General features: G+C 62.4%; 11 protein-coding genes and 1 pseudogene. 9 read left to right on the top strand and 3 right to left on the bottom strand.

Annotated features, from left to right (window positions below):
* Window positions 1-44: 44 nt before the first annotated feature.
* A complete protein-coding gene (locus B2D37_RS06310) occupies window positions 45-1,265 on the bottom strand; it encodes an alginate export family protein (protein WP_154067163.1) in 1,221 nt (406 codons plus the stop codon).
* Window positions 1,266-1,531: 266 nt separating this feature from the next.
* Between B2D37_RS06310 and can the strand changes: the two genes are divergently transcribed.
* Entirely contained in the window at window positions 1,532-2,158 is a 627-nt protein-coding gene (gene can, locus B2D37_RS06315) for a carbonate dehydratase (protein WP_154067050.1), read from the top strand.
* 197 nt (window positions 2,159-2,355) lie between these two features.
* Here can and narL read toward each other — a convergent pair whose 3' ends face one another.
* On the bottom strand, window positions 2,356-2,994 hold the full coding sequence (gene narL / locus B2D37_RS06320) for a two-component system response regulator NarL (protein WP_079201918.1): 639 nt from the start codon (window positions 2,992-2,994) through the stop codon (window positions 2,356-2,358).
* Window positions 2,991-4,790 (bottom strand): HAMP domain-containing protein, encoded by a 1,800-nt coding sequence (locus tag B2D37_RS06325; RefSeq protein WP_079201919.1) that lies wholly within the window; start codon window positions 4,788-4,790, stop codon window positions 2,991-2,993. Before B2D37_RS06325 ends, narL begins: the two co-directional genes overlap by 4 nt.
* 235 nt (window positions 4,791-5,025) lie before the next feature.
* Here B2D37_RS06325 and B2D37_RS06330 point away from each other — a divergent pair.
* From B2D37_RS06330 to moaA, 8 genes and pseudogenes are all read left to right on the top strand, one after another.
* Window positions 5,026-6,382, top strand: a pseudogene (locus B2D37_RS06330) (nitrate/nitrite transporter).
* Entirely contained in the window at window positions 6,309-7,724 is a 1,416-nt protein-coding gene (locus B2D37_RS06335) for a NarK family nitrate/nitrite MFS transporter (protein ID WP_079201921.1), read from the top strand. Before B2D37_RS06330 ends, B2D37_RS06335 begins: the two are co-directional and overlap by 74 nt.
* Window positions 7,725-7,793: 69 nt before the next feature.
* A complete protein-coding gene (locus tag B2D37_RS06340; protein WP_079201922.1) occupies window positions 7,794-11,564 on the top strand; it encodes a nitrate reductase subunit alpha in 3,771 nt (1,256 codons plus the stop codon).
* A gap of 109 nt (window positions 11,565-11,673) precedes the next feature.
* A complete protein-coding gene (gene narH / locus B2D37_RS06345) occupies window positions 11,674-13,212 on the top strand; it encodes a nitrate reductase subunit beta (protein WP_079201923.1) in 1,539 nt (512 codons plus the stop codon).
* Between the two features lie 2 nt (window positions 13,213-13,214).
* Entirely contained in the window at window positions 13,215-13,970 is a 756-nt protein-coding gene (narJ, locus tag B2D37_RS06350; RefSeq protein WP_079201924.1) for a nitrate reductase molybdenum cofactor assembly chaperone, read from the top strand.
* Window positions 13,963-14,775 carry a respiratory nitrate reductase subunit gamma gene (narI, locus tag B2D37_RS06355; RefSeq protein ID WP_079201925.1) on the top strand — a complete coding sequence of 271 codons (813 nt, stop codon included), beginning with the start codon at window positions 13,963-13,965 and terminating at the stop codon, window positions 14,773-14,775. The genes narJ and narI overlap by 8 nt, the downstream gene beginning before the upstream one ends.
* A 97-nt stretch (window positions 14,776-14,872) precedes the next feature.
* On the top strand, window positions 14,873-15,844 hold the full coding sequence (locus tag B2D37_RS06360) for a peptidylprolyl isomerase (protein WP_079201926.1): 972 nt from the start codon (window positions 14,873-14,875) through the stop codon (window positions 15,842-15,844).
* Between the two features lie 198 nt (window positions 15,845-16,042).
* Window positions 16,043-17,035, top strand: coding sequence for a GTP 3',8-cyclase MoaA (gene moaA / locus B2D37_RS06365; protein WP_079201927.1), 993 nt, complete (start codon window positions 16,043-16,045; stop codon window positions 17,033-17,035).
* Window positions 17,036-17,076 lie beyond the last annotated feature (41 nt).

Here is a 17,076-nt window from a genome sequence, read left to right on the forward strand (position 1 = left end):
CGCGCCCAGGGTGCGCTCGGTAAAAGAACGACCGAGCCTATCGTTTAATAGCTGTATTGCGCCTGCAGCCACAGCTTGTCGGTGTCCACGGCGAAGTCGTCGGCATCGTAGCCGGAGTACTTGACCAGGCCGACTAGACCCTTCACGCCCGGAATCGCATGGGCGTAGGAAACATCGATCTCCGAGCCGTAGTTGTTGCTGCCACGCTCGGCGCTGAAGTCGTGGTACCAGGTCGCCAGGTTGCCGCCGAGCAGGGGGGCAGTAAAGCCGACGTAAGCGTCCTCGACGCCATCGGCCGGGGTCAGCAGGAAGATGTCGGCCCAACCCTGGAAGGCGTGCTTGGTCGCCAGCGGGGTCTGGAAGGCGCGGTTACCCGGCCCCGAGTCGCCACCGAGCACTTCGTAGCCACCCTTGAGCGCCACGCCTTTGACCGTGTAACCCAGTTCCGCCAGGTAGTAATCGCTGTCCAGATCCTGTGGGTTGTCGGCGTAATCCTTCTGCTGGGCATATTCCAGGGTGTAGCTGACCCCGGCTACGGCGCCATTGAGGCGTACACCGCTGGTCTGGCTCGATTGATTGCCCAGCGCTAGGTTATCCAGGCCGAGGTGGTACTGGTAGGCGGTGGCGGTCAGCTCGGGCATGACCACGTACTGGGCATTGATCAGGTGGCTGTGGCCTTCGATATTGGCCGGGTTGCCCGCCGTGTCGAAGCGGTTATCGGCGGGGCCGAAAATGCTGTTTATCTGGTCGATGTAGGCGTAGGTCAGGGTCAGGCCGTCCAGCGGTTTGAGCTGGCCGAGCACGCCGTCATAGGTCTGCTCGTTCTGCCGCCAGCCGACGCCGCCGACGAAGCGCTGGTTGTCCAGATTGATGCGCTGGCGGCCGACCACCGCGTTGCCCAGGCTGTGGTCATAGCGCAGCAGGGCTTGATTGATTTCGCTGCCGTCCGGGTCGGCGACTACGGAAAAGTCGTCTTGGCCGTTGCGCAGGTTGTCGTAGCTGGCGTCGCCGATACGGCTGACGTTGTCCGCCTCGATCAGGGCGGAGAGGCCGTACCACTTGCCGCTCTGGAAGCCGACGCGGGTGCGCAGGGTCTGGGCGTTGGCGTTGTTCAGCGCGTTGTCCTGGTCGACGTGCTCGTAGCGGTAACGCAGGTCGAGGATCGGCTTGCCGTCCTTGAACAGGTTGCCGAGGTTTTCACTGGCGCTGGCGCTGGCGCTGGCGTTGCTGGCGCAGGCGAGCAGGGCAAGGGCGATTGGCGTCATGTAGGTTTTCATGGTCATGCCTCAGCAGGTGAATTCTGGAGGGCACGTTAGCGGCACGGCGGTAGAACATATTGACGGCCATCAAGATGGCGAAAAAGTTGTCGCCGGGCTGCTCCCGGGTGTTTAGGCGGACTACCTCTAAAGGGGTCGTCCCGGTTCAGGGTGGGTAGAGGGAATGGAATATTGATCCACAACAATTCTGCCGCTATGCGTCATGTCTATCCTTGCGTATGCCCCTGCCGCCGGCGGGGAGATCGGGAGCGTCGATGGACGTTGAACAGTTGTTGGCCAATAACCGCTTCTGGGCGGAGTCACTCAAGGCCAGGGATCCGGAGTTCTTTGCGCGCCTGGCGCGCCAGCAACGGCCGGAGTTTCTCTGGATCGGCTGCTCGGACAGCCGGGTGCCGGCCAATGAGGTGGTCGGCCTGATGCCGGGCGAGCTGTTCGTGCATCGCAACGTGGCCAATATGGTGGTGGCCACCGACATGAATTTTCTCTCGGTGCTGCAGTACGCAGTGGACGTGCTGCAGGTCAAACAGGTGATCGTCTGCGGCCACTATGGTTGTGGCGGGGTGCGCGCGGCCTTGGGGCATGAGGCGCTGGGCCTGATCGACAACTGGCTGCGCGCGCTCAAGGCGCTGTATCACCAGAATCTCGAACGTTTCCGTGGTTTGGAATCGGAAGCCCAGGTCAACCTGTTGTGCGAGCTGAATGTGCAGCGCCAGGTGCGTAATGTCTGCCATACCACCATCGTGCAGAACGCCTGGAAACGCGGCCAGCCGCTGGCCGTGCATGGCTGGATCTACGGGCTTACCGATGGTCTGGTCAATGACCTGGGGGTGACGGTCAGCGGAGCGGACCAGCTCGACGACAGTTTTCTCTACGACCAGTGAATGCGAACCGGCGCGGTTGAATACGGGTTCGCTGTAGCAGTGACCCTGGCCGCGATCAGAACAGAGCCGGGTAGCCCCCATGATTTCGCAGAGCCGACAGCGCGGCGGTTGGGCCGTGCCGCGTAGGTCGGGCCGCCTAAGCAGGGCAGGGCGGAGCCCAACGAGATAACGGTGGCGCTCGCTAGACCCCGGCTGGGCTAACGCAAATGTTCCATCGCCCAGACCGCGGCTTCGACCCGCGAGCGCAGGCCGAGTTTATGCAGCAGATTTTTCACATGGACCTTGACCGTGCCCTCGGTGATCCCGAGCTTGTGGCCGATGACCTTGTTGCTGTGGCCGGCGGCGATGGTCTTCAGCACCTGGCGTTCGCGCTCGGTCAGGTCGGCCTGCGCGCTGGCGTGGGGCGAGCGCAGCGCCTGGGCGAGGATCCGGGTCAGGGTGGGGCTGACCACCAGGCTGCCTTGCAGGGCATCGCGAATCGACTGGATCAGCAACTCCGGCTCCATGTCCTTGAGCAGGTAGCCATCGGCATCCAGGCGCATGGCGTCGCGGATGTCGTCTTCGGAATCGGACACGGTGAAGATCAACACCTTACCGTGGTAGTGCATCTCGCGCAGGCGGCGCAGGGTTTCCAGTCCGTTCATCTGCGGCATGTTGTTGTCCAGCAGGATCAGCTCGGGCTGCAACTCGCCGACCATCTGCAGGGCCTCTGCGCCATGCCCGGCCTCGCCGATGACCTCCAGGTCTGCTTCGAGTTCGAGCAACTGGCGCATGCCGCGGCGCATCATCGGGTGGTCATCGACAAGCAGGATGCTGTGGCGGATCGGCGGGTTCATGCGGCGCTACCTTGTTCGTGACGCCCGAGGAACTCCGGGCGGAACTGCAAATGGATACGGGTGCCCGTGGGCGCGCGTGGTTCGATGTCGAGCTGGCCATGCAGGCTGCGCGCACGCTCCTGCATGATGGTCAGACCGTGGTGTTGGCGCGGGTCGAAGCCCTGAACCAGGCCGCAGCCATCGTCTTCGACCGACAACTCGACCTGTTCGCCGACCTGGCGCAGGCGTAGCCAGGCGTGTTTGGCCTGGGCATGCCGGGCGCAGTTGGACAGCGCCTCGCGGGCGATCTGCAACAGATGAATCTGCTCGCTGGCCGAGAGCTGAAAGGCCAGGCGGTCGATCTGCAGCTCGGCGCTGAAGTCGCCGCGCTTGGCAAACTCCTGCACCGTGTCTTTGAGTTCCTGGTCGAGGCCGCCGTCCTGGATCTGCAGGCGGAAGGTGGTCAGCAGCTCGCGCAGTTGCCGGTAGGCGGTGTTCAAGCCGTCACGCAATTCGTCGCTGACGGTTTCCAGGGTTTGCGCGCTTTCACCGCGGCGGATCAGGGTCTGCAGGCGGCTGACTTGTAGCTTCATGTAGGACAGCGCCTGGGCCAGCGAGTCATGCAGCTCGCGGGCAATGGTGGTGCGCTCGTCAAGCAGCAGCAGGCGATGTTCCTGCTCGCGCTGGCGCTTGAGCGACAGCGCCGTGCCGATCTGGTTGGCCAGGGCCTGGATCAGCGCGGTTTCCCAGCTCTGCGGCTTATGCCCGTCGCGGAAGTAGGCTTTCAGTTCGCCCAGGTTATTGCCCTGATTGCTGATGATGAAGGTGGCCTGGTCGGGGTTGGTCTTGCGTTCGCAGGTGTCGCAATCGCTGCGCGCGCAGACCTCGCGGGTTTCGCTACCATGCAGGGCCAGCAGTTGCTCGGCGGGCGCATAGACATTGTCCTGCAGGCACAGGGTCAGGCGCAGGCCCGGCAGGCGCTGCTGGAAGTGGCTGATCAGCTCGTCGAGGCGCTCGGCATTGGCCTGGCGGGTGGCCAGGCTGGAGCTGCTCTGATAGAGCAGCTCCAGAGCGGAGTTGGTTTGCTCCAGGGTCTGGGTCTTCTGCGCCACCCGGCTTTCCAGGGTGCGGTGCGATTCTTCGATGGCCTCGGCCATGGCATTGAAACTCTCGGCCATCTGCCCCAGCTCATCATCCGAGCGGAACTCGACCCGCGCGCCGTGATCGCCGTTGCGAAAACGCTCGGCCGTCCCGGCCAGTTCCTGCAGCGGGCTGATCACATTCAGCTGCAGTTCGTACATGCCTACCAGCAGGATGATCACAGTGATCAGCAGCGCCGCGCCCTGGATGCTCTGTTGCCAGCCCTGGCGACGTTCGCTCTGTTTCTGCAGGAGCATGACGAAATGCTCCAGCTGGGCGACGAAGTTTTCGGTGTGCTGCTGGAAGGCGGCCTTGTCGCCGCGCTCCAGGGCCGGGCGCAGCTGCTCCAGCCATAGCGTATGGATATCGCGGTAGGCGTTGTACAGCGGATCGTCCGGGCTGCCGCTGATGCGCTGTTGCAGGCTGCCGTCCAGGCGCAACTGCAGGTCATCGCGTAGCGCGGCGATGCTTGCCGGGGGCGCACCGGCCTCGAGTTGCCAGTTCAGGCGGTAGGTGGCCATGCGCAGGGAGCCAGCGGTATTGATCGCCGCCGCATCGTCCTCGCTGAACCAGGCAATCAGCCCGGCGCTGATGGAGCTGCCGAGCGCCAGCACGGCGATCAGGGTCACCGCAAAACCGGCTCTGACCGGCAGCGAACTGCGCATCCATCTCAACATCGGACTGACTACCTCTAAAGAACTCAGACTGCCAGCAGTCGCGTTGGCCAGGATTTATATTGTTTATAACTATATGTTTTAAAAGGAAAAGTATGTGAAAAAACGGACTACCCCTTAAGAGGTAGAAGGGACAGGATAGGCCCAGACAGCGCTGTATTAATTGACCCAAGTCAAGTGCACCGCCCCCTTGCCTATCTAGTGTGCCGCCCATGGTTCGGGAATGAGGGGGTTCGCTATGGCAAGTCTGAGAACACAACAGGGCCTGGTGTTGGGCATGAGTACCCTGGCGTTCACTATCTGCTTCATGGTCTGGATGATGTTCGCCGTACTCGGCGTTCCGATCAAGGAGTTACTGCAGCTCAACGATACCCAGTTCGGCCTGCTGGCTGCTACACCGGTGCTCAGCGGTTCGCTGGTGCGCCTGCCGCTGGGCATGCTCACCGACAGGTTCGGCGGGCGCATCGTGTTCTTCCTGCTGATGCTGGTCTGTGTGCTGCCGATCTACATGATCAGCATGGCCACCGAGTACTGGCACTTCCTGGTCCTCGGCCTGTTCGTCGGCCTGGCCGGCGGTTCCTTCTCGGTCGGCATTGCCTATGTCGCCAAGTGGTTCGAGCGGCAGAACCAGGGTTTCGCCATGGGCATCTTCGGTGCCGGTAACGCCGGCGCCGCGCTGACCAAGTTCGTCGCGCCGGCGATCATCGCCGCGGCCAGCTGGCAGATGGTGCCCAAGGTTTACTCGGCGATCATGTTCATCACCGCGCTGCTGTTCTGGTTCTGCACTTACGAGAACAAGGGCCATCAGGTGCATAGCAACGTGTCCCTGGCTGACCAGCTGCGCACCCTGAAAGACCCCAAGGTGATGCGCTACTGCCAGTACTACTCGATCGTCTTCGGCGGCTATGTGGCCCTGGCCCTGTGGATGACCAAGTACTACGTCGAGGAGTACGGCTTCAACCTGCAGAGCGCCGCCTTGCTGGCCGCCTGCTTCTCCCTGCCGGGCGGTGTGCTGCGCGCCATGGGTGGCTGGATGTCGGACAAGTGGGGCGCGCAGAGCGTGACCTGGTGGGTGATGTGGGTGAGTTGGGTGTGCCTGTTCCTGCTGTCCTACCCGCAGACCGAACTGATTGTGCAGACCGTCAATGGCCCGCAGGCCTACAGCATCGGCCTCAATGCCTGGGCCTTCACCGCGCTGCTGTTCGTCGTCGGTATCGCCTTCGCCTTCGGCAAGGCCTCGGTATTCAAGTACATCTCCGATGACTACCCGGACAACATCGGTGCCATCTCCGGCATCGTCGGTCTGGCCGGCGGTCTCGGCGGCTTCATCCTGCCGATCCTGTTCGGCGTCCTGGTCGACCTGACCGGCGTGCGCTCCTCCTGTTTCATGCTGATGTACGGCGTGGTCGGGGTCTCCCTGATCTGGATGTATTTCAGCGAAGTTCGCAAAACTCCCGTTATGGGCCTGGTCTCCGAAAAGTCCACGGCTCCTGCTTTCCTGCCGCTTGAAGGAGAATGAGCATGTCCGCAACCAAGAATCCCCCGGTAACCGGGGTGCCCAACCAGGGACCGGTTATTCACGACTGGCGACCTGAAGACCCGCACTTCTGGGGCAGCGTCGGCAAGCAGATCGCCACCCGCAACCTGTGGATCTCGATCCCGGCGTTGCTCCTGGCCTTCGCCGTGTGGATGGTCTGGAGCGCGGTGACCGTGCGCCTGAACAGCATCGGCTTCAGCTTCACCAATGACCAGTTGTTCTGGCTGGCGGCGCTGCCGGGCTTGTCCGGCGCCACCCTGCGGATCTTCTACTCGTTCATGGTGCCGATCTTCGGCGGCCGTAGATGGACCGCCCTGAGTACCGCCTCGCTGTTGCTCCCGGCGATCTGGATGGGCTTCGCCGTACAGGACATCAACACTTCGTACAGTGTGTTCGTGATCATTGCGCTGCTGTGCGGCTTCGGCGGCGGCAACTTCGCCTCGAGCATGGCCAATATCAGCTTCTTCTATCCCAAGTCGCAGCAGGGCACCGCGCTCGGTCTGAATGCCGGCTTGGGCAACCTCGGCGTATCGGTGATGCAGTTCACCGTGCCGCTGGTGATCGGCGTCGGCTTGTTCGGTGCGGTCGGTGGTCAGGCCCAGGAACTGGGCGACGGTAGCCAACTGTGGCTGCAAAACGCCGGCTTCATCTGGGTGCCGTTCATTGCCGCGGTGGCCGTGGCGGCCTGGTTCGGTATGCACGACCTGTCCAGCGCCAAGGCGTCTTTCAAAGAGCAGTCGGTGATCTTCGGCCGTAAGCACAACTGGTTGATGTGCTGGCTGTACCTGGCCACCTTCGGCTCCTTCATCGGCTTCGCCGCCGGCTTCCCGCTACTGATCAAGACCCAGTTTCCTGGCGTCGATCCGCTCCAGTTCGCCTTCCTCGGCCCGTTAGTCGGTGCCCTGGTGCGCCCGCTGGGTGGCTGGCTGGCCGACAAGCTGGGCGGCGCACGGGTGACCCTGTGGAACTTCGTGCTGATGATCGCGGCGGTGTTCGGCGTACTCGCCTTCATCCCGGTAGCCGGCACCGAGGGCAACTTCTACGGTTTCCTGGCCATGTTCATGTTGCTGTTCGTCACCACCGGCATCGGCAACGGCTCCACCTTCCGCATGATTCCGGTGATCTTCCGCACCCTGCATGAGCGCAGCAGCATCGGTAAAACGCCGGCGATCAAGGCGCAGGCGCTCAAGGACGCCGGCAAGGAAGCGGCCGCGGTGCTCGGTTTCAGTTCGGCAGTGGCGGCCTACGGCGCCTTCTTCATCCCCAAGTCTTTCGGCACCTCGATGGCGCTGACTGGCGGCCCGCAAATGGCCCTGTACGTGTTCATCGGTTACTACGTCAGCTGCATCCTGGTGACCTGGTGGTGGTACTCGCGCAAAGGCGCGGAAATCCCCTGCTAACCGGTAACCAATCGAATTATTGCGTGTGCGGGACGCAGATCCCGCGGCAAGCCTGAGAGGAATATAGAGATGAGTCATCTACTCGACCAATTGCGTTTCTTCAACCGTAAGCAGGGTGAATTCGCCGATGGTCATGGCGAAACCCGCATCGAGTCCCGCGACTGGGAGAACGTCTACCGTTCGCGCTGGCAGTACGACAAGATCGTGCGTTCCACCCACGGGGTGAACTGCACCGGCTCGTGCTCCTGGAAGATCTACGTGAAGAACGGTCTGATCACCTGGGAAACCCAGCAGACCGATTACCCGCGCACCCGCAACGACCTGCCCAACCACGAGCCACGCGGCTGTCCGCGCGGGGCTAGCTACAGCTGGTACATCTACAGCGCCAACCGCCTGAAGTACCCGAAAATCCGCAAGCCGCTGTTGAAACTCTGGCGTGAAGCGCGGGCTACCATGGCCCCGGTACAGGCCTGGGCGAGCATTGTCGAGGATCCGGTCAAGGCCGAGTCCTACAAGAGCAAGCGCGGCATGGGTGGCTTCATCCGCTCGAGCTGGGACGAAGTCAACGAGATCATCGCCGCGGCCAACGTCTACACCGTTAAAGAGCACGGCCCGGATCGGGTGGTCGGCTTCTCGCCGATCCCGGCCATGTCGATGGTCAGCTACGCCGCCGGTTCGCGTTACCTGTCGCTGATCGGTGGCGTGTGCCTGAGCTTCTACGACTGGTATTGCGACCTGCCGCCGGCTTCGCCGCAAGTGTGGGGCGAGCAGACCGACGTGCCGGAATCGGCCGACTGGTACAACTCCAACTACATCATCGCCTGGGGCTCTAACGTGCCGCAGACGCGCACCCCGGATGCACACTTCTTCACCGAAGTGCGCTACAAGGGCACCAAGACCGTGTCCATCACCCCGGATTACTCCGAGGTGGCCAAGCTTACCGACCTCTGGCTGAACCCCAAGCAGGGCACCGATGCGGCGCTGGCGCAGGCGTTCAACCACGTTATCTTCAAAGAATTCCACCTCGACAAGCCGAGCGCCTACTTCACCGACTACGTGCGTCGCTATACCGACTTCCCGATGCTGGTGCTGCTCAAGGATCACGTCGGCGCCACCCCGGAACTCAACGGCTACCAGCCGGATCGTTTCCTGCGTGCCGCTGACCTGGCCGCCAACCTGGATCAGGAAAACAATCCCGAGTGGAAGACCATCGCGCTGGACAGCGACACCAATCAACTGGTGTCGCCGTTGGGTTCGATCGGCTACCGCTGGGGCGAGAAGGGCAAGTGGAACATCGAAGCCCGTGAAGGCGGCGATGGTCGCGAGGTCAATCTGCAACTCAGCCTGATCGGCGAAGAGATAGCCGAAGTGGCCTTCCCGTACTTCGGCGGCCAGACCCACGAGCACTTCCAGCATGTTGCCGGCGAAGCCGTGCAACTGCGTCGCGTACCGGTACGCAGCATTACGCTGGCCGACGGCAGCCAAGCCAAGGTCGCCACCGTGTTCGACCTGTCGGCAGCCAATCTGGCGATCGACCGCGGCCTCGGTGGCGGCAACGTCGCCAAGGACTACGACGACGCCACAGTGCCGGGCACTCCAGCCTGGCAGGAACTGATCACCGGCGTGTCGCGCGAGAAGGCGATCCAGATCGCCCGCGAATTTGCCGACAACGCCGACAAGACCAAGGGTCGCAGCATGATCATCGTCGGTGCGGCGATGAACCACTGGTACCACATGGACATGAACTACCGCGGCCTCATCAACATGTTGATGATGTGTGGTTGTGTCGGCCAAACCGGTGGCGGCTGGGCTCACTACGTCGGTCAGGAAAAGCTGCGTCCGCAGTGTGGCTGGTTGCCTCTGGCCTTTGGTCTGGACTGGAGCCGTCCGCCACGCCAGATGAACGGTACCAGCTTCTTCTATGCCCACAGCTCGCAATGGCGCCACGAGACGATGAGCATGCACGAAGTGCTCTCGCCGCTGGCCGACAAGTCGCAGTTCCCCGAGCATGCGCTGGACTACAACATCCGCGCCGAACGCGCCGGCTGGCTGCCGAGTGCGCCGCAGATGAACCGCAACCCGCTGCAAATCACCAAGGATGCGGCAGCTGCCGGCATGTCGCCGGTGGATTACGTGCTCAAGTCGCTGCAGGACGAGTCGCTGCGTTTCTCCTGCGAGCAGCCGGATAGCCCGGAGAACTTCCCGCGCAACATGTTTATCTGGCGTTCCAACCTGCTGGGCAGCTCGGGCAAGGGCCACGAGTACATGCTCAAGTACCTGCTGGGCACCAAGAACGGCGTGATGAACGAAGACCTTGGCACACGTGGCGGGGTTAAGCCGAGCGATGTCGAGTGGGTTGACGAAGGTGCGATCGGCAAGCTCGACCTGGTCACCACCCTGGACTTCCGCATGTCTTCCACCTGCGTCTACTCGGACATCGTGTTGCCGACGGCGACCTGGTACGAGAAGGACGACATGAACACCTCGGACATGCACCCGTTTATCCACCCGCTGTCCGCGGCCATCGATCCGGCCTGGGAATCGCGTTCCGATTGGGAAATCTACAAGGGCATCGCCAAGGCCTTCTCCGAGATGTCGGTCGGCCATCTGGGCGTCGAGCAGGATCTGGTCACTATTCCGATGCAGCACGACAGCGTCGGCGAACTGGCCCAGCCGTTCGGCGGCATCGACTGGAAAACTGCAGGTGAAGTTCCGGTACCAGGCAAGAACTGCCCGAATATGACCGTGGTCGAACGCGACTACCCGAACGTCTACAAGAAGTTCAGCTCCCTCGGCCCGTTGCTCGACAAACTGGGTAACGGCGGCAAGGGCATCAACTGGAACACCGAGCATGAGGTCGAATTCCTCGGAGAACTCAACCACAAGGTGCGTGCCGAAGGCGTCAGCCAAGGCCGGCCACAGATCGAGACGGCCATCGATGCCTGCGAGGTGATCCTCACCCTGGCCCCGGAAACCAACGGCCACGTAGCGCTCAAGGCCTGGGCGGCGTTGTCCGAGTTCACCGGCCTGGATCACAGCCACCTGGCAATCAGCAAGGCGCACGAGGCGATTCGCTTTCGCGACATCCAGGCGCAGCCGCGCAAGATCATCTCCAGCCCGACCTGGTCGGGTCTGGAAGACGAGAAGGTCAGCTACAACGCCGGCTACACCAACGTCCACGAGTTCATCCCATGGCGCACCATCACCGGCCGCCAGCAGTTCTACCAGGATCACCCGTGGATGCAGGCGTTTGGCGAGCAGCTGATGAGCTACCGGCCGCCGATCAACACCCGCACCATCGATGCCGTGAAGGGCAAGCAGCCTAACGGCCACACCGAGATCGTTCTCAACTGGATCACCCCGCACCAGAAGTGGGGCATCCACAGCACCTACAGCGACAACCTGATCATGCTCACCCTGAGCCGTGGTGGGCCGATCATCTGGCTCTCGGAAACCGACGCCAAGCGCGCCGGTATCGAGGACAACGACTGGGTCGAATGCTTCAACGTCAACGGCGCTCTGGTCGCCCGTGCGGTAGTTAGCCAGCGGGTCAAGGACGGCATGGTGATGATGTACCACGCCCAGGAACGCATCATAAACATGCCCGGCAGCGAGATGACCAAGACCCGCGGCGGCCACCACAACTCGGTGACCCGCGTGGTGCTCAAGCCGACCCATATGATCGGTGGCTATGCCCAGCAGGCCTACGGTTTCAACTATTACGGCACGGTTGGTTGCAACCGCGACGAATTCGTCGTGGTACGCAAGATGGACAAGATCGACTGGCTTGATGGCACAGACGACGAAGCTCTGCCACAACCCCTGCCGCAAGACATTTGAGGAGCTCTGCCATGAAAATTCGTTCGCCAATGGCGATAGCGCATGGTGTTTGCACCATGCCATCTCACGAGGTTCAGGTTGGGGTTCAGGTAGAGGAGTCGACACAATCATGAAAATTCGTTCGCAAGTCGGCATGGTCCTCAACCTGGACAAGTGCATCGGTTGCCACACCTGCTCGATCACCTGCAAAAACGTCTGGACCAGCCGCGAAGGTATGGAATACGCCTGGTTCAACAACGTCGAAACCAAGCCAGGGATCGGCTACCCCAAGGAATGGGAAAACCAGGACAAGTGGAAGGGCGGCTGGATCCGCAACAAGGACGGCTCGATCAATCCGAAGATCGGCGGCAAGTTCCGCGTACTGGCGAATATCTTCGCCAACCCGGATCTGCCGACCATTGACGACTACTACGAGCCGTTCGATTTCGACTACCAGCACCTGCACACCGCACCCCTGGGCGAGCACCAGCCGACCGCTCGGCCGCGCTCGGTGATCAGCGGCAAGCGCATGCAGAAGATCGAGTGGGGCCCGAACTGGGAAGAGATTCTCGGTACCGAGTTCGCCAAGCGGCGTAAGGACAAGAACTTCGACCAGATCCAGGCCGACATTTATGGCGAGTATGAAAATACTTTCATGATGTACCTGCCGCGTCTGTGCGAGCACTGCCTCAACCCGACCTGCGCGGCCTCCTGCCCGAGCGGGGCGATCTACAAGCGCGAAGAAGACGGTATCGTCCTCATCGACCAGGAAAAGTGCCGCGGTTGGCGCATGTGCATCAGCGGCTGCCCGTACAAGAAAATCTACTTCAACTGGAAGAGCGGCAAATCCGAGAAGTGCATCTTCTGCTACCCGCGCATCGAGGCCGGCATGCCGACCGTGTGTTCGGAAACCTGCGTCGGCCGCATCCGCTACCTCGGCGTGTTGTTGTATGACGCCGACCGCATCCTTGAAGTGGCCAGCACGCCGAACGAGCAGGATCTGTACCACAAGCAACTGGAGATTTTCCTCGACCCGAATGACCCGAAGGTCATCGCCCAGGCCCTGGCCGACGGCGTACCGATGTCGGTGATCGACGCCGCGCAGAAATCCCCGGTGTACAAACTGGCGGTCGACTGGAAGCTGGCGCTGCCGCTGCACCCGGAATACCGCACCCTGCCGATGGTCTGGTACGTGCCGCCGCTGTCGCCGATCCAGAACGCCGCGACCGCTGGCACCGTAGGCATGAACGGGGTGATCCCGGATGTCGACAGCCTGCGCATTCCGCTGCGTTACCTGGCCAACCTGCTCACCGCCGGCGACGTCATCCCGGTCAAGTTGGCGCTCAAGCGGCTGCTGGCCATGCGTGCCTACAAGCGTTCCGAGCAAGTGGACGGCGTGCAAGACCTGCAGGTGCTGGCCGATGTCGGCCTGAGCGTGGCGCAAGTCGAAGACATGTACCGCTACCTGGCCATCGCCAACTACGAAGACCGCTTCGTCATCCCCAGTGCGCACCGTGAGGAGGCGACCAGCGATGCCTTCGCCGAGCGTTCCGGCTGTGGCTTCAGCTTCGGCAGCGGTTGTGGCGGCTCCTCCGACACCAACATGTTCGGGGCGAAGAAGGCCAACAAGCGCGACATCCTCAAAACCGTACAGATGTGGGAGGAGTGAGCATGCAAATTCTCAAGGTGATTTCACTGCTGCTGGATTATCCGACCGAGCAGTTGCTGGAAGGCCGGGCCGAGTTGGCCCTGGCCGTCGACGCCGCGCGGGAAATCAGCCCGGCGCAACGCGGCGCGCTGCACGAACTGCTGGCACTGATCTGCGACAACGACCTGATGGATGGCCAGGAGCACTACGGCGCGCTGTTCGGTCGTGGGCGCTCGCTGTCGCTGCTGTTGTTCGAGCACGTACACGGCGAGTCGCGTGATCGTGGTCAGGCGATGGTCGACATGATGGCGCAGTACGAGGAAGCCGGTTTCGCCATCGGCATCAAGGAACTGCCCGACTACATCCCGCTGTACCTGGAGTTTCTCTCCACCCGCGAAGACCTGGAGGCCCGCGAGGGGCTGGCCGATGTCAGTCATCTGCTGACGTTGTTGGCTACTCGTCTGGACGAACGCGAAAGTGCCTATGCCGGTTGCTTCCGCGCACTGCTGCAGATCGCCGGGGTCGAGCCGCAGGAAGCCATGGCCGAGATGCGCGAACAGGTCGCTGCCGAGGTACGCGACGACTCGCTCGAAGCCCTCGACAAGATCTGGGAGGAGGAGGCCGTGGACTTCCTCCAAGCCGAGCAGCAAGACCGCTGCCCGAGCCAGACCAGCTTGCCGGGCAAGGCCCGTGAAGAGTCGGCGGTGCCGTTGCACTGGGTTGATTTCAATCAGGATGGGTTGGCCACCGAGCTGGCCCAGGAGGTGCGCAATGTCTAACTTCAATCTGATGGCGTTCGGGGTTTATCCCTACATCGCCCTGGCTATCTGCATCATCGGCAGCTGGGCGCGTTTCGACCTGTCGCAGTACAGCTGGAAGGCCGGATCGAGCCAGATATTCGCTCGCTCGGCGGCCGAGCAACGCTACATGCGCATCGCCAGCAACCTGTTCCACGTCGGCGTGCTGTTCGTCCTGGCCGGTCACTTCGTCGGCCTGTTGATGCCCGCGGCGCTCTACCACGTGTTTATCAGTACCGAGAACAAGCAATTGCTGGCCATGGTCTCCGGCGGCTTCTTCGGCGTGCTGTGCCTGATCGGCCTGCTGATGCTGCTCAAACGGCGCATGTCCGACGCGCGGGTGCGCGCCAGTTCCACCACCTCGGACATCGTCCTCCTGTTCGTGCTGCTGACGCAGTTGCTGCTTGGCCTGTTGAGCATCTTTGTCTCGGCCGGCCACATGGACGGCTCGGTGATGGTGCTGCTGGCCGACTGGGCACAATACACCGTCACCCTGCAGCCAGTGGCCGCGGCCGCCAGCATCGAGTCGGTGAGCGTGGTGTACAAGCTGCACGTGTTCCTCGGGATGACCCTGTTCGTGCTGTTCCCCTTCACCCGCCTGGTGCACATCATCAGCGCACCGGTGTGGTACCTGGGACGGCGCTACCAGATCGTCCGGCAGAAGGCCGTGCGTCCGGTTGCGCAACGGCCGCAGGTGCGTCCGCTCGCACAACCTGCTCATGAGAGACCTGTGCAAGCGCCGCAGCCTGGCTATGCCTTTAGCGCCGTCGAGGTCAAGGATATCTAACAGGCCAGTGGCCTAGGGTGGGCCGGGCGGCGATCCGCAGCGGCCCACCACAGCTGGTACGCGAATGAATGATGTAAGCGCTAACGAGGAATTTCTCATGGGATGTGGATGCGGTGGTGGCAATGCAGGGCAGGGCGGGTGCGGCGGACAAAAGCCGCCAGTCGATCTGCTGGTTGAGGCCCCTGGAGTACAAGAGGTAACCCCCCAATCGCGGCCTACGGCCGATGAGCCGGAGGCCCTCGCCGAGGAAGGCGAGTCAGCCCCCACGCTGATCGCCAGCAGCGAGCAGGAATGGCCGCGGGTCACGGTCAACGGCGTGACTATCGCGCCCGACGCCATGGCTCAGGAGCTGCAATATCACCCGGCGGAGAGCCGCGAGGAAGCGGTGTTTCTGGCTGCCCAGGCGCTGGTGATTCGTCAACTGCTGCAGCAGCGCATCATCGAGCTGGGCTTGTCGGTGCAGGCCGAACCTGGCGAAAGCGCGGAGGAGGCCGCTACCCGCCAGCTGATTGAGCAGGAAGTGGCGCTACCGGAGTGCGACGAGCAAAGCTGTCAGCATTATTACCAGAGCAATCGGGCGCGCTACGTCACCGCTCCCTTGCTGGCTGCGCGGCATATCCTGCTCGAGTGTGCCCCGGACGATGCCGAGGCGCGCAGCCTGGTTCGTGAGAAGGCTGATCAGTTGCTTGAGCTGTTGCGCCAGGATGGCGGTCGCTTCGCCGAACTGGCGCTGGTCCACTCGGCGTGTCCGTCCAAGGCCCAGGCTGGTGCGTTGGGGCAACTGAGCAAAGGCCAGACCGTGCCCGAGTTCGAGCGGCAACTGTTCAAGCTGCCTGCCGGGCTGGCCGGCCAACCGCTGGAAAGCCGCTACGGCTGGCATGTGGTCAGCGTCGATCAGCGCATCGAAGGCAAGCAATTGCCTTACGACGTGGTCGCCGACTCGATCCGTACACTGCTGCAACAAGGCGTATGGCAGAAGGGCGTGGCTCAATACCTGCAAACCCTGATTGGCGCGGCGACTATCGTCGGTATCCAGTTGCAAGGCGCCGAGTCACCGCTGTTGCAGTAATGCGTAGCCCGGATGCAATCCGGGATGCCGATACGATTCCCCGGATTGCACCCGGCCAAGACGGCATCCTTCCTGTGGGAGGGGCTTTAGCCGCGATGATTGATGATTATTCCCACGTCGAGGCGTCGAACCGTCCGCGTGGGAATACAGATGCTGACGCTCAGCGTCAGCGGGGGCTGCCCAGCTATCGGAGGAACGATGACTACCCAACTGCAGGACGGCTTTGGCCGACAGATCGATTACCTGCGCATGTCGGTCACCGACAGGTGTGATTTTCGCTGTGTCTATTGCATGGCCGAAGACATGACCTTCCTGCCGCGTCAGCAGGTACTCGGGATCGAGGAACTGTATCGCCTGGCGGCGCTGTTCGTCGGCCTGGGGGTGAAGAAGATCCGCCTGACCGGCGGCGAACCGCTGGTGCGCAACGGCATCGTCGAGCTGTGCCAGCGCATCGCCGCCTTGCCCGGTTTGCGCGAGCTGGTGATGACCAGCAATGGCTCGCAACTGGTCAAACTGGCCAGGCCGCTGGCCGACGCCGGGGTCAAGCGCCTGAACATCAGCCTCGACAGCCTGGATCCCGGCAAATTTCGCGGCATCACCCGTACCGGCAGCCTGCGGCAGGTGCTGGACGGCATCGAAGCGGCGCGCGATGCCGGTTTCGAGCGGATAAAGCTCAACGCGGTGGTCATGAAAGGGCGCAACTTCGACGAAGTGCTCGACCTGGTCGACTACGCCATCGCCAAGCAGCTCGATATCAGCTTCATCGAGGAAATGCCCCTGGGCGACGTCGGCCGTTCACGTGGCGAGTCGTACTGTTCCAGCGAAGAAGTGCGCAACCTGATCAGCAGCCGGCATGCGCTACTCGACAGCGCCGAACACAGCGGCGGGCCGGCGCGCTATATCCGCCTGGAGGAGCATGCGGCTACCCGCATCGGTTTCATTTCACCGAATTCGCACAACTTCTGCAGCACCTGCAACCGCGTGCGCCTGACCGTCGAAGGCCGGCTGCTGTTGTGCCTGGGCCATGAAAACTCCATCGACCTGCGCGCCCTGGTGCGCCGCTACCCGCTGGACGATCAACCAATCATCGACGCGGTGCAACAGGCCCTGCAACGCAAACCACTGCGCCACGAATTCAGCGCCGATGGCGAAGTGAAGATCCTGCGCTTCATGAACGCCAGCGGCGGTTGAAGCCTTGCCTCCGATGCCTTATCGATAGAGCCCTTTTACCG

The organism is Pseudomonas sp. CC6-YY-74 (genome assembly GCF_002025205.1).
In the GTDB taxonomy this organism is placed as follows: domain Bacteria; phylum Pseudomonadota; class Gammaproteobacteria; order Pseudomonadales; family Pseudomonadaceae; genus Aquipseudomonas; species Aquipseudomonas paeninsulae.